Below are 14423 nucleotides of genomic sequence, written 5' to 3'. Positions count from 1 at the left end.
TAGCCGTTCTCGTATTTGTTTTGACGTTATTTCTTAAGAAACAATAACACTGCTATTATTAAATAAGAAAAATGTAGCTAAAATGCTCTTCACAAAAGAACTTAGATTTTTGTATAATAAGAACTAATGTTCTTTACAGACAATGGACTCAAATTACACAAATATATCAAATAGAAGAGGATTGATATACGATGAAAATTGATAGACCAAAAATTTCACCAGAGTTATCTTCAAAGAATTTTCAAGATATTTTTTATGAAGAAGATCCAACATTAGAAGTCTGTGAAATTATAGACTCCACTTTCGAAAATGAATGTGTAGATAGAGTGCGATTGTATGATGCAGTGATAAAGAATTGTAAATTCACTAATACAGACTTTAGCAATATTGATATTACAGATGTTTGTTTTGAAAACTGTGATTTATCAAATGTTAATTTAAGCAATTCTTCTGTTCACAGAGTCGAATTTAAAAATAGTAAATTAATCGGAGTAAATTTCACAGAATCTAGCTTAGGAAATGTTAAATTTGAGAATTCAATTTTGAATTTAGCAGCATTTGGAAATTCTAAACTAGAAAAAATTATATTTAATGAAACTTCATTAAATAATGCAGATTTTTTTGACTGTAAACTTAAAAAAGTTGAATTCCAATTATGTAGTCTTGATGAAGCTAATTTTGATCAGACATCACTGAAGGGGATAGATATTAGTTCTTCTACCTTTGATACACTTACAGTTTCAGTGAACGATTTAAGAGGATGTAAAGTATCAACATATCAAGCTGTTCAGTTTGCTACTTTATTAGGATTAATAATTAAAGATTAGTATTTCGAAGAAAAGAACCCTATCCCGAATCATGGATTTTTTAATTGTCCACGATTCGAGATAAAGTTCAAATAAATTAGTGATGACTCTTTTATTATTTAACTACAGCTTGGTTTCCTTTTACATGTTCATTATTTACACTCATAAATTCTTCAATTTCTTCAACTTCTCTAATGATATCTTTTGACAAGTTTTCATACCCGTCTTTCGTTACAAGAATGTCATCTTCAATACGAATTCCAATTGATTCTCCTTCAATATAAAGACCAGGTTCAATTGTTATAACCATACCTTCTTCTAACATTCTATCTTTATATGTTCCTACATCATGTGTATCTAAACCAAGGAAATGGCTGACACCATGATAATAGTATTTTGATAACTCTTCATCTTCTTGAATTAAACCAATTGCTTTACACTCTTCTGCCAGTACCTTTTTTGTATGCTCATTTAATGCAGCGAACTTTAATCCTGGCTTAATAAGCGCTGTTGTTTCTTTTAATGCTTTTAATACAATATTATAAATTTGTTTTTGACGACTAGAGAATGTTCCATTTGCCGGGAATGTATAACTAATATCAGCGTTATAGTAGTCTTTTTGAGCACCTAAATCTAGTAATACTAAGTCACCATTTTGAATTTGTGCATCATTATCTTCATAATGAAGAACTGTAGCATTTTTCCCACTCGCCAAAATTGTATTGAACGCATGGTGCTTAATGCCAGATGATTTCAGTGTAAAATCAAATTGAGCTTCTAATTCATACTCCATCATGCCTGCTTTTGCATTTTTTAACACATTGTAAATACCATCTTTCGTTACAGCAATCGCTTCTTTAATAATTTCAATTTCTTCCTCTGTTTTAAACACTCGTAATTCACAAATGTTCGGATATACATTACCAATTGTTACGTGTGGGTATTTTTCTCTTACATGTTTAGCAAATGCTAATGTTTTTGTCTCCGTACCATTCCAATCACGACGTTCTATATCTAAATATAGATGCTTCGCATTTTCTGTAAAAAGTATATTTGACATTGTCTTTTCAAAGCTATCTAAATATACAACTTTCTTTATACCTGAAATTCCCTCTGCTTCTTCGCTAGAAACTGTCTTCCCAACCCATTTTTCCATTACTGGATCTGATTTTCCAATGAAAAGTGTCTCTTCTACACTATTCCCAAACTTTTTCAGCATAAAAATAACATTTGGTTCATCGATTCCCGTTAAGTAGTAAAAATTACGATTCGGTACAAATTTATAATGTGCATCAGCTGACATATGCGGTGCTTGTCCCGCAAATAAAACCGTAATAGATCCCTCTGGTAATGTGTTTGCTAATCGTTCTCTATTTTGAGAAAAAAATGTTGATTTCATAATAATCCCCCTAGTGTTCTATGTATGCTTGTGAAACTAATCATCAATACAATTCATTCTATTATTGTTATAATTTTTCGTCAATTTTTAACTAAATTTTAGATATTATTGACACAAACAACTAAATAAGTTACAATAACTATAAATTAGTAAGTTGCTAATTTAATTTAAAGCAAGAGGTGAACAAAATGCAAAACATTTTATTCCGTATTAATGAATTATCAAAAAAAGAAAGAACATCTGGATTAACAGTTGATGAAAAACAAGAACAACAAATGTTGCGTCAAAACTATACACAAACATTTCGTGGAAGCTTAGATTCCATTTTATTAAACACAAAAATTGTTGATCAAAATGGTCTTAACGTTACACCAGCCGCATTACAAGATGCTCAAATACGTTTAAAATTAAGCAAATGAGTTCCGCGCTAAAGAATTTTAATAAAACATAAACAGAGCTGGATTTCCTATATAGAAATTCCAGCTATGTTTATTGTCTTTTCTAATTTAGTAAACGAGCGATACATCGCAATTCTCCACGACACAATCATCGCAAATGCAAGTAAGAAAAACATTCCGCTTAACTCTGCCAAATCAATCGATTGACTTAAATATGATTTCAACGCTACTCGTACAGCTAATAATCCGACTAAAATAAATATAAATGCTTTTGACGGTTTCATATATATTTGTTCGTCTCTTATTTCAAACTTCGTTGTTTTTATAAGAAATACAGAGAAAATAAGCCCTGCAATAATTGCTTCTATTATTTCTAACGACGTTAATCGGAATTCCGGTAAAAAGTACATCATTGCTCCAGTACTCATAAAAATTGGCGGCTATATAATTTTCTTTTTCGTTACCGGTTTTTTCGCTGCTTTAAAGCGCAGAAACATGACACCAACAGCCATACAAACCGCTAAAATACTTGATAAAAGTGCTATCATACTCTTCCCACTCCTATCTATTTAAAAGACTTTTTGAGCAAAATCATAAACCAATAAGTAACTACATGCCACATTATAGAATTTCTTCATTATATTCCTCCTGCTGTAAACTTTCCATATTCGCTGCAATCATTTTACGCAAAGTTTATGAACGGAATATGAACAAAAAAGCCATTCTGCAATTAATAATTGCAAAATGGCTTTTTAACTTATTTTAAATCGTCAATTGTGAAAGCACCTGGAAGTAATTGCTCAACAGTCACTTCTTTTTCATCACCTTTTACATTCGTTAGTAATACAGGCATTTTCGGATCACAGAATTCAGCAATTACTTGTCTACACGCACCACATGGTGAAATAGGTCCATCAGTTTCTCCTGTAATAACTAAATAACTAAAATCGCGCTCCCCTTCTGATACCGCTTTAAATATTGCTGTTCTTTCTGCACAGTTACATAAACCATAAGAAGCATTTTCTATATTACAACCAGTATAGATTTTCCCTTCTTTCGTAACTAACGCTGCGCCAACAGGAAATTTAGAATACGGAATATACGCTTTCGATAACATCTTGTTTGCTTCTTCAATATATTTTTTCTTATCCATATTATTTCCCCCTCAAAGTAAATGAAATGATGATTAGTCAGTAATAACTGTATGAACTAATTTAGGAGCCACTGCTGTTTCAGCGATAGAGATGTTCTCATAAATTTTTGCTTTTACATCTTCTACATTTTCACGGTTTGCGTAGATTGTTACGAAAGGCTCGCCTTCTTTTACTGCATCGCCAACTTTTTTACGTAACATTAATCCTACTGCTAAATCGATTTCATCTTCCTTCGTTGCACGACCTGCACCAAGTAACATAGCTGCAATGCCAATCTCATCTGCAACAATGTTAGAAATAACACCTGAAGTTTTTGCAGGTACATCAATTACATACTTCGCTTGTGGCATTTTTTCTGGATTGTCTACAATTGAGCTATCTCCGCCTTGATTGCTTAAGAACTCTTTAAACTTCTCAGTTGCTTTTCCGTTCTTCATCACTTCAATTAGCATTTCACGAGCTTCTTCTAACGTATTTGCTTTTTTCGCAAGTACGACCATTTGACTTCCTAATACGAGTACTAATTCTGTTAAATCTTCTGGACCTTCACCTTTTAACGTATCAATCGCTTCTTTCACTTCTAGAGCATTACCAATCGCAAATCCAAGAGGTTGTGACATATCTGAAATAACTGCCATTGTTTGACGTCCTACGTTATTTCCGATACGTACCATTGCATGTGCTAATTCTTTTGCATCTTCTTCTGTTTTCATAAATGCACCAGCACCTGTTTTTACATCAAGTACGATTGCGTCAGCACCAGCTGCAATTTTTTTACTCATAATTGAACTTGCGATTAAAGGAATTGAGTTAACAGTTCCTGTTACGTCGCGTAATGCATAAATCTTTTTATCTGCAGGTGTTAAGTTTCCTGTTTGTCCAATAACAGCTACTTTGTCACGGTTTACAATATCAATGAATTGTTCTTTCGTAATTTCAACGTGGAATCCTTCTACCGCTTCTAATTTATCAATTGTTCCGCCTGTATGTCCTAAACCACGACCAGACATTTTTGCTACTGGTACATCTAAAGCAGCTACTAACGGTCCTAATACTAATGTTGTTGTATCACCAACACCGCCAGTTGAATGTTTGTCTACTTTAATTCCTTCAATTGCTGATAAGTCGATCGTTTCTCCAGACTCAACCATCGCCATCGTTAAATCTGCACGTTCGCGATCTGTCATATCTTTAAAGAAGATTGCCATTGCAAGCGCACTCACTTGATAATCAGGAATACTTCCGTCTGTATATCCATTAATAAAGAATTTGATTTCTTCAGTCGTTAATTCTTTGCCGTCACGTTTTTTTGCAATAATATCTACCATTCTCATTACAATCACCATTCCTTTTTATATTATATAAATCTATTAAAATAATAAGCCAACGATTGTTGCTGATAAGAAACTTACTAATGTTGCACCGAATAGTAATTTCAAACCAAATCTTGCGACTACATTCCCTTGCTTTTCATTTAAGCTCTTAACTGCCCCTGCAATAATCCCAATTGAAGAGAAGTTTGCAAATGAAACTAAGAATACAGAGATAATCGCTGTCGTTCTATCTGAGAAATTAAAGTTTCCTTGTGCTAAATCTGTCATAGCGACAAATTCATTTGATACTAATTTTGTTGCCATAATATTTCCGGCATTAACTGCTTCATGCCAAGGTACACCCATAATAAATGCAAATGGTGCAAATGCATAACCAAGAATTTCTTGGAATGAAATACCGATTACACCTTTAAATACTGCATTAATGAATGCGATAAGAGCAACGAAACCGACTAACATAGCTGCTACTGTAATCGCAACTTTAAATCCATCAATAATGTATTCCCCTAATACTTCAAAGAAGGTCTTCTTCTCTTCTTCTTGTACTTCTAACATATCTTCTTCCTCAGTAACTTCATATGGGTTAATGATAGAAGCAATGATGAAACCACCGAATAAGTTAAGCACTAAAGCGGTTACAACATATTGTGGTTTTAATAACACCATATATGATCCAACGATAGACATAGAAACTGTAGACATTGCTGATGCACATAATGTATACATTCTTTTCTCTGGCAATAACCCTAGTTGTTTCTTAACTGAAATAAATACTTCAGATTGTCCTAAAATCGCAGATGCAACAGCGTTATATGATTCTAGTTTCCCCATTCCATTTACTTTACTTAATGCTAGACCGATAGATTTCACAATAATAGGTAATACTTTAATATGTTGCAAAATACCTATTAAGGCTGATATAAATACGATTGGCATTAATACACTTAAAAAGAACGAAAACTCTTTTTGATTTACTAATCCACCAAATACGAAATTCACACCGTCAGCGGCATATTTTAATAGCTCTCCAAAACCATCTGCTATTCCGCTAATTAATATATTCCCTACACTTGTATTTAATAATAGAAACCCCAAAATGAATTGTAATATAACCATCGTTATGATTGGACGATATTTGACTTTCTTTCTATCATTACTAGCAAGCCAAGCGATACCTAAAATCAATACGAGGCCAAAAACACCGATTAAGTATTTCATAAGCCGTTTCCTCCCATTCGTATCCGCTTACATTTTTTCAATTATTAAAGCAATAGATATACTTTAAACGTATATCTATTGCTTTAAGCTTTTATCGATTAGTAGTTATCTGTAGCACCTTTTGCATCATTTAATACGATTGCAACACTAGCACTTGCTCCAACGCGAGAAGCTCCAGCAGCTACCATTTTGTCTGCATCTTCACGTGTACGAACACCGCCAGATGCTTTTACACCAACGTTTGGTCCTACTGTTTTACGCATTAATGCGATATCTTCAGCAGTTGCTCCGCCAGTTGAGAATCCAGTTGAAGTTTTTACGAAATCAGCACCAGCTTTTACTGATAATTCACAAGCACGTACTTTCTCTTCATCTGTTAATAGGCAAGTTTCAATGATTACTTTTACAAGAGCTTTTCCTTTTGCTGCTTGTACTACTTCATAAATGTCTTTTTCAACAAGTTCGTTGTCGCCATCTTTCAAAGCGCCTACGTTGATTACCATATCAACTTCAGTTGCACCTTTTGCGATAGCATCTTTTGTTTCAAATGCTTTTGTTTCAGTAGTGCTTGCTCCTAATGGGAAACCGATTACAGTACAAACGTCTACATCATGTCCAGCTAGTTCATCAGCCGCTAATTTTACCCATGTTGGGTTAATACAAACAGAAGCGAATTTATATTTCTTTGCTTCTTCGATTACTTTCATAACATCTTCTTTAGTAGTATTAGCTTTTAAAATTGTATGGTCAATTAACTTTGCAATGTTCATTATCTTCACTCCTCATATCTTTTAACAACTTCATTCTAACTCTTAGTTGAACAAATGTAAATACACTTTTGAAATTTTGTTCATTCTTTTTTAAAAAGCATTTTCTTGTAGTAAATAAAGCGCATTCTAACAAAGAACAGTTCATATATAATCAAATTTTCTATGTTAACAATGGTAGTATGTATCTCCATATCCATAATTATTTTTAAAAAGGCAAATTGTGTTCAAAAAAGACTCCTATCATTCATACATAACAAAATAAAAGGAGTTCTCAATATGTTAATTTTGAGAACTCCTTTTATTTCTAACCTTTTTGATAATGTAACAGTTCTTTTGCTGTATGCTGATCGATAATTAATACATTTGCATACCCGCCACGTAACGCACCATCAATTGCTTTTATTTTTCTATTACCACCTGCAACTAAAATAGAGCGTTTCTTTAATTTCAGTTCCTCTAACTCAATTCCAATGGTACGCTTATTGATTTCTTCACTACTAATATTTCCGTCACCATCAAAGAAACGTGAACAAATGTCACCGACCGATTGTTTTTTGAGTAAATTTGTTTCATCCTTATCGAAATAACCTAATCGGAATAATAGCGCTTCGTCTCGCACTGTTCCTACAGTGAAAATTGCAATATTCGCTTGTTTTCCCATTTCGATAATGTGATGAATATGTCGATCCTGCTCCACTAATTCTTTTGTCACTGCATTATCAAATATAACCGGAAGAGGTAGATTTCTTGGCGTCGTTTGAAAAGCATCTGCAAATAAAGCTATCGTCTCATTCGCATATGTATTTACACTTGAATGACTAATACCACCTTTTAGCTGGACAACCTCTACCCCTTTTACATGTTGCGGTACGATTTTTCTAGCGATTTCATACATAGTCATGCCCCAGCTTACACCAACAATATCACCGTTTTTAACCGTCTTTTCCATATACTCAGCAGCATATTTACTTATATACTCTGTAATCGTTGCATATTCCGGCACTGGAGAAAATACCACATGTGCCTCTAACAAGTTGTACTTTTCTTTCAGTAAATTCCCGACGTTATCTAAATCAGCAAATGGATCAGCGATGCTAATTTGAACAAACCCTTTTTCTTTCGCGTACTTTAACAATCTAGAAATCGTCGGTCTTGAAATATTTAATTTATTAGCAATTTCTTGCTGACTATAATCTGATTGATAATATAATCTTGCAACTTCAACGCTTAATTGTTGTTTATCTTTTTCCATAGTAACTCATTACAAATCCCTTCCTGTATTTCCCTTTCGTTACAAGCATTATACAGCTTTATGCAAAAAAATTCGACTACCGAATTTTATCTAACTGAACTTCTATTCCACTTATTATATACAATGAAACCTTATTGTGTAGATTTACAAACCCAATATAGAAACACTTAAAACATATAAATCGGTTTATATGTAATTCTTTATTGCTTTTCCTGTAGTAACGATAACAAAGCCGTTCAATAAGAAACATGAAACATCGTCTAAAAGCTATTCAAATACCCCTCATAAACAAAAGATACTGTTCATAAGGGGTATGTATTCAATTTAAGTTTATAAAAATCGGATGGAAACACTGCAAGTTCTCACTTATTTAGAATAAGAGAAAAGATGATGTTTTATTTGTTCAATAAAATAATGATGGTGTATATTATCGTTAGATACGCGACTTGCCATAATAGCTCCCTCCATTGAAGATGCAAGAAAAGAAGCGAGCGATATAATATCTATATCTTCTTTAAGTTCTTGTTTCTCTATTCCTTCTTTTATGAGAGAAGCCATTAACATTACTGTATCATCATAACCTTTTGCTGCTGCTTTTTGTAATTCTGGAAATACTCCAGTACTTTCAATTGCGCTATTAAGTAATGGACAGCCTCCAGCAATAGGAGGATTATTAGCTGCATCTTGATATACAAGGAAAATTGCAAGGATTTTATCGATTGCTGTCTTTTTATTTTCCATTGCTTTATGAAAATGACTCCACATAATCTCACCACTTTTGTCATAGGCAGCAAGGACAATTTCTTCTTTACTTTTGAATCTACGATAAATAGATCCTTTAGGTAGTTCAGTAGCTGTCATTATATCCTGTATGGATGTGCGAGTTATCCCATTAGTATTAAATAAATATAAAGATGTTTCAATAATTTTTTCTTTAATCTTATCAACTTTAGTCATACTTTGTAATCCTCCTAATAAAAACGAGCTTAATATTCCAGGTGATATTTACCATCTATTTTCTTGAATTTTTTTGTAAGTATAAATAAGTTTGGAACAAAAATATATTATCCATCCCTATATTATGTGAACCTCAAACAATACAGTTTGAAAAGAGGTAATCAAATTGTATTATCTATATCATTCAAATAAATTTTCTGTCAAAATTAACATGTCCAATTATTTAATTCAGTCCTGTTATACAACTAATTTCACCTACAATTGTAGAAGGTGTAAAAATATATAGTTAATTTTAACGTATAGACTATGATTATTATATATAATTTTTATTAATATGTTTAGCTAAAGTGTTTGAACTACTCCCACTTTCACTTCGTATATTAGGATATCTCCCGCAGTCCTTGCAGTTAAAAGCCTTATCACTTCATTCTATAAAAAGCTAATTGTCAAAAATTAATGAGTACTGAAATTTGCTTGTAAATAAGCAACTGAGATATAAATATATTTGTTATTTACCATTTTTATTTTATTAATAATTTATAAAAGGGGTTTAAAAAACTAGAAACTTATAGTATCATTAGTTTCCGAACCGAACGGTCCGGTTCGGTATTAAATAAATATATTTTAGAAGGAGAACCTAATGCAGCAAGAAAAATCAAAGATTCTAAGTAACTTAATTATGGAGGTAATAAAGTGAACTTTATAAAAATGAATAAAAAAGAAATTATTATGCTAATAGTTTATACAATGTTTGCACTACTCCAAATTGGCTTGTTCATATTATTTGGCCTATCACTTTTAACTAACAGTAATTTAGTTGAATCAGAATTTGCTCTTAGTGCCATCGGTTTGACTGTACCTGCTATTGTAGGAATAATTTTCTTTAGGAAAGAAATTATTGAAAGTTTTACTTATTTTAAAGAGAAAACAATTTTGAAAATAGTAAGCATTCCTATGGTGGTTTTACTTATGGTAATTGTGGAAAATTCTATTATGCATTTTCTAAACATAGGTCAGCCAGAGAACCAAGAACAGGTCCTTACAAGGGGCGCAGAGGTGCCTATTATATTCACATTACTTCTATTTGGGATTATAGGGCCAATAATTGAAGAAATCATATTTCGTCATATATTAGTGAATCGTTTTTCGGAATATGTTGGTACTGCTATTGCATCCATCGTTTCGATTATAATTTTTGCAGGTCTTCATTCAAATCAACTTTCGGATCTTGCTATATATTTACCTGGTACGGTGATGCTTACTGCGGCTTATCTTATTTCTAATAGATCCCTTGCATATGTTATAGCGATACATATGTTAAACAATTTTATTCCTTTTATTTAATTGCATATGTCATAACAAGACATATGTAATTGAAGGTTTTGATGCAAAAATACTCTATGTTTCTATCGAGTATTTTTGGTACCAGAACCACTTTTTCTAAAGCATAAGAAATCTTATCAAAACTACAACTTATTAGGAGAGTATCGGTTATGATTGTAACAACAACGTCTGGAATTCAAGGTAAAGAAATTATTGAGTATATTGATATTGTAAATGGTGAAGCTATTATGGGTGCAAACATTGTCCGCGATTTATTCGCTTCAGTTCGTGATGTTGTCGGTGGCCGTGCTGGTGCTTATGAAAGTAAGCTAAAAGACGCTCGTGATATTGCAATGGACGAAATGAAAGAACTTGCAAAACAAAAAGGTGCGAACGCTATCGTTGGTATTGACGTAGATTACGAAGTTGTACGTGATGGAATGTTAATGGTTGCTGTCAGTGGTACAGCTGTACGTATATAAGTAAATAAAAAAACGGTTCCTCCCTTGGAATTTATACTTTGAGGAGGGGCCTGGTTCTGTTGCAGATTTTAAAGAATAAAAAGAGATGTTGATAAAGCATTATACGTCGAAAAAACACAGTTTGAGTGTAAACTGTGTTTTTTTATATAGAAGCCTCATCCCATCACTATCAAGCTAAAATTTTGTGTTAACTTGTAAAAAATGTACATTTTTTACTTTGGGGTAATTTTGAATCCTTAAGCTTATGGGCATGTGCTGGTACCCTCTAATACTGTACAAATTTTTTATAAATGGTTGTAAGGTTCTACGTTTTTGACCATTCTGTACAACGATAACTTTGGTTTATTGATTTCACCTGTAATCTGGTAGCCTATCCTCTGATACAATTTAATGGCAAGTTGGTTCTCTTTCTTTACCGTCAGAGAGCATTTGGCAAAGCCTTGCAGCGAAGCTTGTTCCTCAGCAAACTCAATTAATCTGGTACCTATCCCTAGTCCTCGACTTTCGGGCAGTAAGGCAATTGTTCCGATGTGAAACTCGTCATCTTCTCCCTCCTTCAAGGTAAACATGGAATAAAGCATTTTGATATTCAGAATGTTATAAACAACAAAACCCAGCTTCCGGAACGAAAGCAGCTGTTTAAAAGTGGGCCAGGCAAGACGATTTAAAACGGGTATGGGATAGCAAGTAATCATCCCTAAAGTTTTCCCGTCCATTTGAGCTTCATAGGCGTATTGATGACTAAAACGGTTGTTCTCCTGCCGCCATAGCTTACAAAATGTCCAATCGACTGTGTTCTTCTCCTCAGATCCTGCAAGTGGAAACGCCATGTATTCCAATGCCATTACATTTAGCTGGGCGCCGACCATGGATTGATGAACAGCCTTTACAATAGAGATTTTATTCATTATCCTATTGCTCCTTTTCACTTTCTATATTATTAATATTAATTATCATGGATTTGAATCAGTTCACTTCCCTCTCAATTCATCCTTAGCTTTGAAACCATAATAAAATGTATTTAAAACAAGCTCTGCAGCAGATTTTTTAGCCACATTTCCTTCATGTACCTGTTCCCAGGTATGGAAAAGCAGAGCATAAAGCGTATTCAAAATCCATTCACTGCTAACTGTTTGCTGAAAGTAACCTCTTTGTTGTAGCAATTCAATAACGCGTCTTAAGGGTTCCCTCAGCTTCTCTTCTGCTTCACCTAATTCTTTGTTGTTAAATACAGATGCATCATGACCTAGAAAATAGATTTTGTCACCTAAAGGGATTAACGCTTCAATGAGTTCCGGGATATAGTTTTCGCTTCTTTCCTCATCCAGTGGAATCTGGTTTACAGTATCACTTACCAGTTGTATAGCCCGATGGCCCAAGAACAGCATCAATTTCTCCCTGCTTTCGACGTAGCGATGGAGTGTAGCAATTCCAATTCCCGCATATTCCGCAATTTCATTCATCGAAGCAGTAGGATTTTCAACAAGCAATATAGTAGCTGAATCAAGAATTGCATTAAATCTCGCTTCCTTCAACGCTGACAAGTCTTTCTTCATCGTCAATCTCTCCCTTTTTCTGTATAAAGTCGTCATTTTTGATAGATAAATATATCATTTGATATTATAATAAACAATCTCAAATAAAGTGTCCAGCTGCTGAATGTAGCTTTTCAAAAAGAATTATATTCCTGAAACTGATAGTACTTTGAATGTTTCATTTTTAGCATTTCATTATTTAGATAACGATGAAGAAATTAAATTCTTTAATGTAATAAATACAAGAGCCAAAGGAAATGGTACGAGTTACTTTCTGCATAAAGTTATCGGTTTATTTTAAAATTCACTTCTGGGTATTTGGTTATCAGCCTTTTAAGGGTTGAGCCGTCATCCTTCTGTTTTACATACTGGTCAAAAAATGCCAGGCTGAATTCGTTAATAATACGATGAACTTCCTTTGGATTTTCACCTGGGCTCTGCAACAGAGGTGAGAACAAATGTAAATCGGTAAAGCTTGTATGATCCGTATGAGGAATGACTATTGACATACCACCGCCAGCTAACCCGCGTCCGTATCGCTCCCTCACTTCAAAGGGATCTGCTTCATCAGGCTCTTCTGCATTCATGAGCAGAAATGGTTTTCCAATGCCACTTTCAGGCAAGATTTCACCATACAATGTACCATCCATATTGATAGCTGCTTTGACACGAGAATCTTTTGCAAGTATTTGTGCTGCGGTAGCTCCACCGTAAGAGTGGCCAAACATTCCAATTCGCGAGGTATCCAGTCTTCCTGTAAAGAAACCGGTCTCATCGTTTTCGTTAAGTTTCTCTATCTGATTAAGGACAAAGCTGACATCTTCCTCCCATAATTTTATGTGACTATCTCCTTCATCAGTTAAATTGATGGGCTGTACGTAAGCAGTTCGACCACCTGGAAAGACGGTAGCTGCAGCATCAAAGGTATGATCGATACTTAGAACAATATATCCTTGACTAGCCAACTCCTCAACTTGAAACGTGTTTTGATTACGAAAACCATTAAAACCATGAGAGAAGAGTAATATGGGATAGTGATTCTCTGAGTCTGAGAGTTGTAAATCCATAAACGAATGAGACTTTACCAATTCCATGTGGCTGAATGCAAATGCAGGAATAGACAATGTTTTTTCCAATCCCTTGGAGAGCTCATTTATGTTACGAATATAAGGTTCTGGATCCCCCTTGCTTTTTTCAGCTGCAGGATACCAAATTTGCACCATCAGTTCGCGCCGATCGTTTGGATTTTTTGAATATGGTTCATTTCTCTGATGATCAACCCAATGATATAGCTTCGTACCGACCCTATGTGGACCAGTTGGTTCTTCAAATGAAAATACTGGCATAAGTAAGGGTAGCGCAACTGCTACAGACAAATAGATACATAGTAACGAAGTCTTAACTATGAATATACCCGAACTTCTAAAGCCCTTTTTCCGCCCAGCTAATAAATAGCATAAAATTAAGATAACTGGGGATACATATGCCGGAATCATCTGCCACCTAAAACCTTCTGCCAATAACTGAACTGTAACCATTACAACGGCAATCAAAGTAGCTAATTTAGACCACTTTTTCGTTTCTCTGCCTATTAACAGTATCCAACTCAATAGACTAAAATTCACTACTATCAAAACAACTTCCCAGAAATTCATTGGCCTATCTCCTTTGCATGCATTTTACTTCTAATTAAAGAGGTAGTTTTCAGCCTAAGCAAAAGCAGATGAAACACCTATATAGTTGCACCAATTATGCTTAGTAACCGTTTCATCCACTCTACTCCTTTATTCAAATT

At 33.9% G+C, this 14423-nt stretch carries 14 protein-coding genes and 1 pseudogene; 4 read left to right on the top strand and 11 right to left on the bottom strand.

Features of this window, described 5'->3' with window-relative positions; translation table 11 throughout:
* The first annotated feature begins 191 nt into the window (after positions 1–191).
* Complete coding sequence (locus MR136_RS18990; protein WP_000687265.1) at positions 192–827, top strand: pentapeptide repeat-containing protein; 636 nt, start codon at positions 192–194, stop codon at positions 825–827.
* Positions 828–921: 94 nt separating this feature from the next.
* On the opposite strand, the gene MR136_RS18985 is transcribed toward MR136_RS18990, so the two are convergent.
* A complete protein-coding gene (locus MR136_RS18985) occupies positions 922–2205 on the bottom strand; it encodes an aminopeptidase P family protein (RefSeq protein ID WP_242259554.1) in 1284 nt (427 codons plus the stop codon).
* A 188-nt stretch (positions 2206–2393) separates the two neighbouring features.
* Between MR136_RS18985 and MR136_RS18980 the strand changes: the two genes are divergently transcribed.
* Positions 2394–2624 carry a DUF896 domain-containing protein gene (locus MR136_RS18980; protein ID WP_001179621.1) on the top strand — a complete coding sequence of 77 codons (231 nt, stop codon included), beginning with the start codon at positions 2394–2396 and terminating at the stop codon, positions 2622–2624.
* 47 nt (positions 2625–2671) lie between these two features.
* Here MR136_RS18980 and MR136_RS18975 read toward each other — a convergent pair.
* The 7 genes and pseudogenes from MR136_RS18975 to MR136_RS18945 form a co-directional block, all read right to left on the bottom strand.
* Positions 2672–3151, bottom strand: a pseudogene (locus MR136_RS18975) (CcdC family protein).
* 209 nt (positions 3152–3360) lie between these two features.
* Positions 3361–3756: a cytidine deaminase gene (locus MR136_RS18970; RefSeq protein WP_000358533.1), complete on the bottom strand. Its 396-nt coding sequence runs from the start codon at positions 3754–3756 to the stop codon at positions 3361–3363.
* 33 nt (positions 3757–3789) lie between these two features.
* Complete coding sequence (locus MR136_RS18965) at positions 3790–5091, bottom strand: pyrimidine-nucleoside phosphorylase (RefSeq protein WP_001983022.1); 1302 nt, start codon at positions 5089–5091, stop codon at positions 3790–3792.
* Between the two features lie 36 nt (positions 5092–5127).
* Positions 5128–6309 (bottom strand): NupC/NupG family nucleoside CNT transporter, encoded by a 1182-nt coding sequence (locus tag MR136_RS18960; protein ID WP_000876188.1) that lies wholly within the window; start codon positions 6307–6309, stop codon positions 5128–5130.
* Between the two features lie 98 nt (positions 6310–6407).
* Complete coding sequence (gene deoC, locus MR136_RS18955; protein ID WP_017673935.1) at positions 6408–7079, bottom strand: deoxyribose-phosphate aldolase; 672 nt, start codon at positions 7077–7079, stop codon at positions 6408–6410.
* Positions 7080–7383: 304 nt separating this feature from the next.
* A complete protein-coding gene (locus MR136_RS18950; RefSeq protein ID WP_000409781.1) occupies positions 7384–8331 on the bottom strand; it encodes a sugar-binding transcriptional regulator in 948 nt (315 codons plus the stop codon).
* A 366-nt stretch (positions 8332–8697) separates the two neighbouring features.
* Positions 8698–9288, bottom strand: coding sequence for a TetR/AcrR family transcriptional regulator (locus MR136_RS18945; RefSeq protein WP_000169640.1), 591 nt, complete (start codon positions 9286–9288; stop codon positions 8698–8700).
* Between the two features lie 693 nt (positions 9289–9981).
* Between MR136_RS18945 and MR136_RS18940 the strand changes: the two genes are divergently transcribed.
* Both MR136_RS18940 and MR136_RS18935 read left to right on the top strand, forming a co-directional pair.
* On the top strand, positions 9982–10632 hold the full coding sequence (locus tag MR136_RS18940) for a CPBP family glutamic-type intramembrane protease (protein WP_001009308.1): 651 nt from the start codon (positions 9982–9984) through the stop codon (positions 10630–10632).
* A 149-nt stretch (positions 10633–10781) separates the two neighbouring features.
* Positions 10782–11093 (top strand): heavy metal-binding domain-containing protein, encoded by a 312-nt coding sequence (locus tag MR136_RS18935; RefSeq protein WP_000637505.1) that lies wholly within the window; start codon positions 10782–10784, stop codon positions 11091–11093.
* A 284-nt stretch (positions 11094–11377) separates the two neighbouring features.
* Here the strand turns inward: MR136_RS18935 and MR136_RS18930 are convergent, their stop codons facing one another.
* The 3 genes from MR136_RS18930 to MR136_RS18920 form a co-directional block, all read right to left on the bottom strand.
* A complete protein-coding gene (locus MR136_RS18930; protein ID WP_001033856.1) occupies positions 11378–12001 on the bottom strand; it encodes a GNAT family N-acetyltransferase in 624 nt (207 codons plus the stop codon).
* 63 nt (positions 12002–12064) lie between these two features.
* Positions 12065–12649, bottom strand: coding sequence for a TetR/AcrR family transcriptional regulator (locus tag MR136_RS18925; RefSeq protein ID WP_000710981.1), 585 nt, complete (start codon positions 12647–12649; stop codon positions 12065–12067).
* Between the two features lie 263 nt (positions 12650–12912).
* Positions 12913–14283, bottom strand: a complete 1371-nt coding sequence (locus MR136_RS18920; RefSeq protein WP_017657309.1) for an alpha/beta hydrolase family protein — start codon at positions 14281–14283, stop codon at positions 12913–12915.
* Between the last annotated feature and the right edge of the window lie 140 nt (positions 14284–14423).

This window comes from Bacillus cereus group sp. BfR-BA-01311 (assembly GCF_022664295.1).
In the GTDB taxonomy this organism is placed as follows: Bacteria; Bacillota; Bacilli; order Bacillales; family Bacillaceae_G; genus Bacillus_A; species Bacillus_A cereus.
The sequence above is the reverse complement of the archived record's forward strand: the minus strand, read 5'-3'. Positions and strand labels throughout refer to the sequence as shown.

Excerpts from the sequence above, each read along its gene's own strand:
- MR136_RS18985 (WP_242259554.1), bottom strand. The coding sequence starts at position 2,205 with ATGAAATCAACATTTTTTTCTCAAAATAGAGAACGATTAGCAAACACA.
- MR136_RS18930 (WP_001033856.1), bottom strand. The coding sequence starts at position 12,001 with ATGAATAAAATCTCTATTGTAAAGGCTGTTCATCAATCCATGGTCGGC.
- MR136_RS18950 (WP_000409781.1), bottom strand. The coding sequence starts at position 8,331 with ATGGAAAAAGATAAACAACAATTAAGCGTTGAAGTTGCAAGATTATAT.
- MR136_RS18990 (WP_000687265.1), top strand. The coding sequence starts at position 192 with ATGAAAATTGATAGACCAAAAATTTCACCAGAGTTATCTTCAAAGAAT.
- MR136_RS18920 (WP_017657309.1), bottom strand. The coding sequence starts at position 14,283 with ATGAATTTCTGGGAAGTTGTTTTGATAGTAGTGAATTTTAGTCTATTG.
- MR136_RS18925 (WP_000710981.1), bottom strand. The coding sequence starts at position 12,649 with ATGAAGAAAGACTTGTCAGCGTTGAAGGAAGCGAGATTTAATGCAATT.
- deoC (WP_017673935.1), bottom strand. The coding sequence starts at position 7,079 with ATGAACATTGCAAAGTTAATTGACCATACAATTTTAAAAGCTAATACT.
- MR136_RS18980 (WP_001179621.1), top strand. The coding sequence starts at position 2,394 with ATGCAAAACATTTTATTCCGTATTAATGAATTATCAAAAAAAGAAAGA.
- MR136_RS18965 (WP_001983022.1), bottom strand. The coding sequence starts at position 5,091 with ATGAGAATGGTAGATATTATTGCAAAAAAACGTGACGGCAAAGAATTA.
- MR136_RS18960 (WP_000876188.1), bottom strand. The coding sequence starts at position 6,309 with ATGAAATACTTAATCGGTGTTTTTGGCCTCGTATTGATTTTAGGTATC.
- MR136_RS18935 (WP_000637505.1), top strand. The coding sequence starts at position 10,782 with ATGATTGTAACAACAACGTCTGGAATTCAAGGTAAAGAAATTATTGAG.
- MR136_RS18970 (WP_000358533.1), bottom strand. The coding sequence starts at position 3,756 with ATGGATAAGAAAAAATATATTGAAGAAGCAAACAAGATGTTATCGAAA.
- MR136_RS18945 (WP_000169640.1), bottom strand. The coding sequence starts at position 9,288 with ATGACTAAAGTTGATAAGATTAAAGAAAAAATTATTGAAACATCTTTA.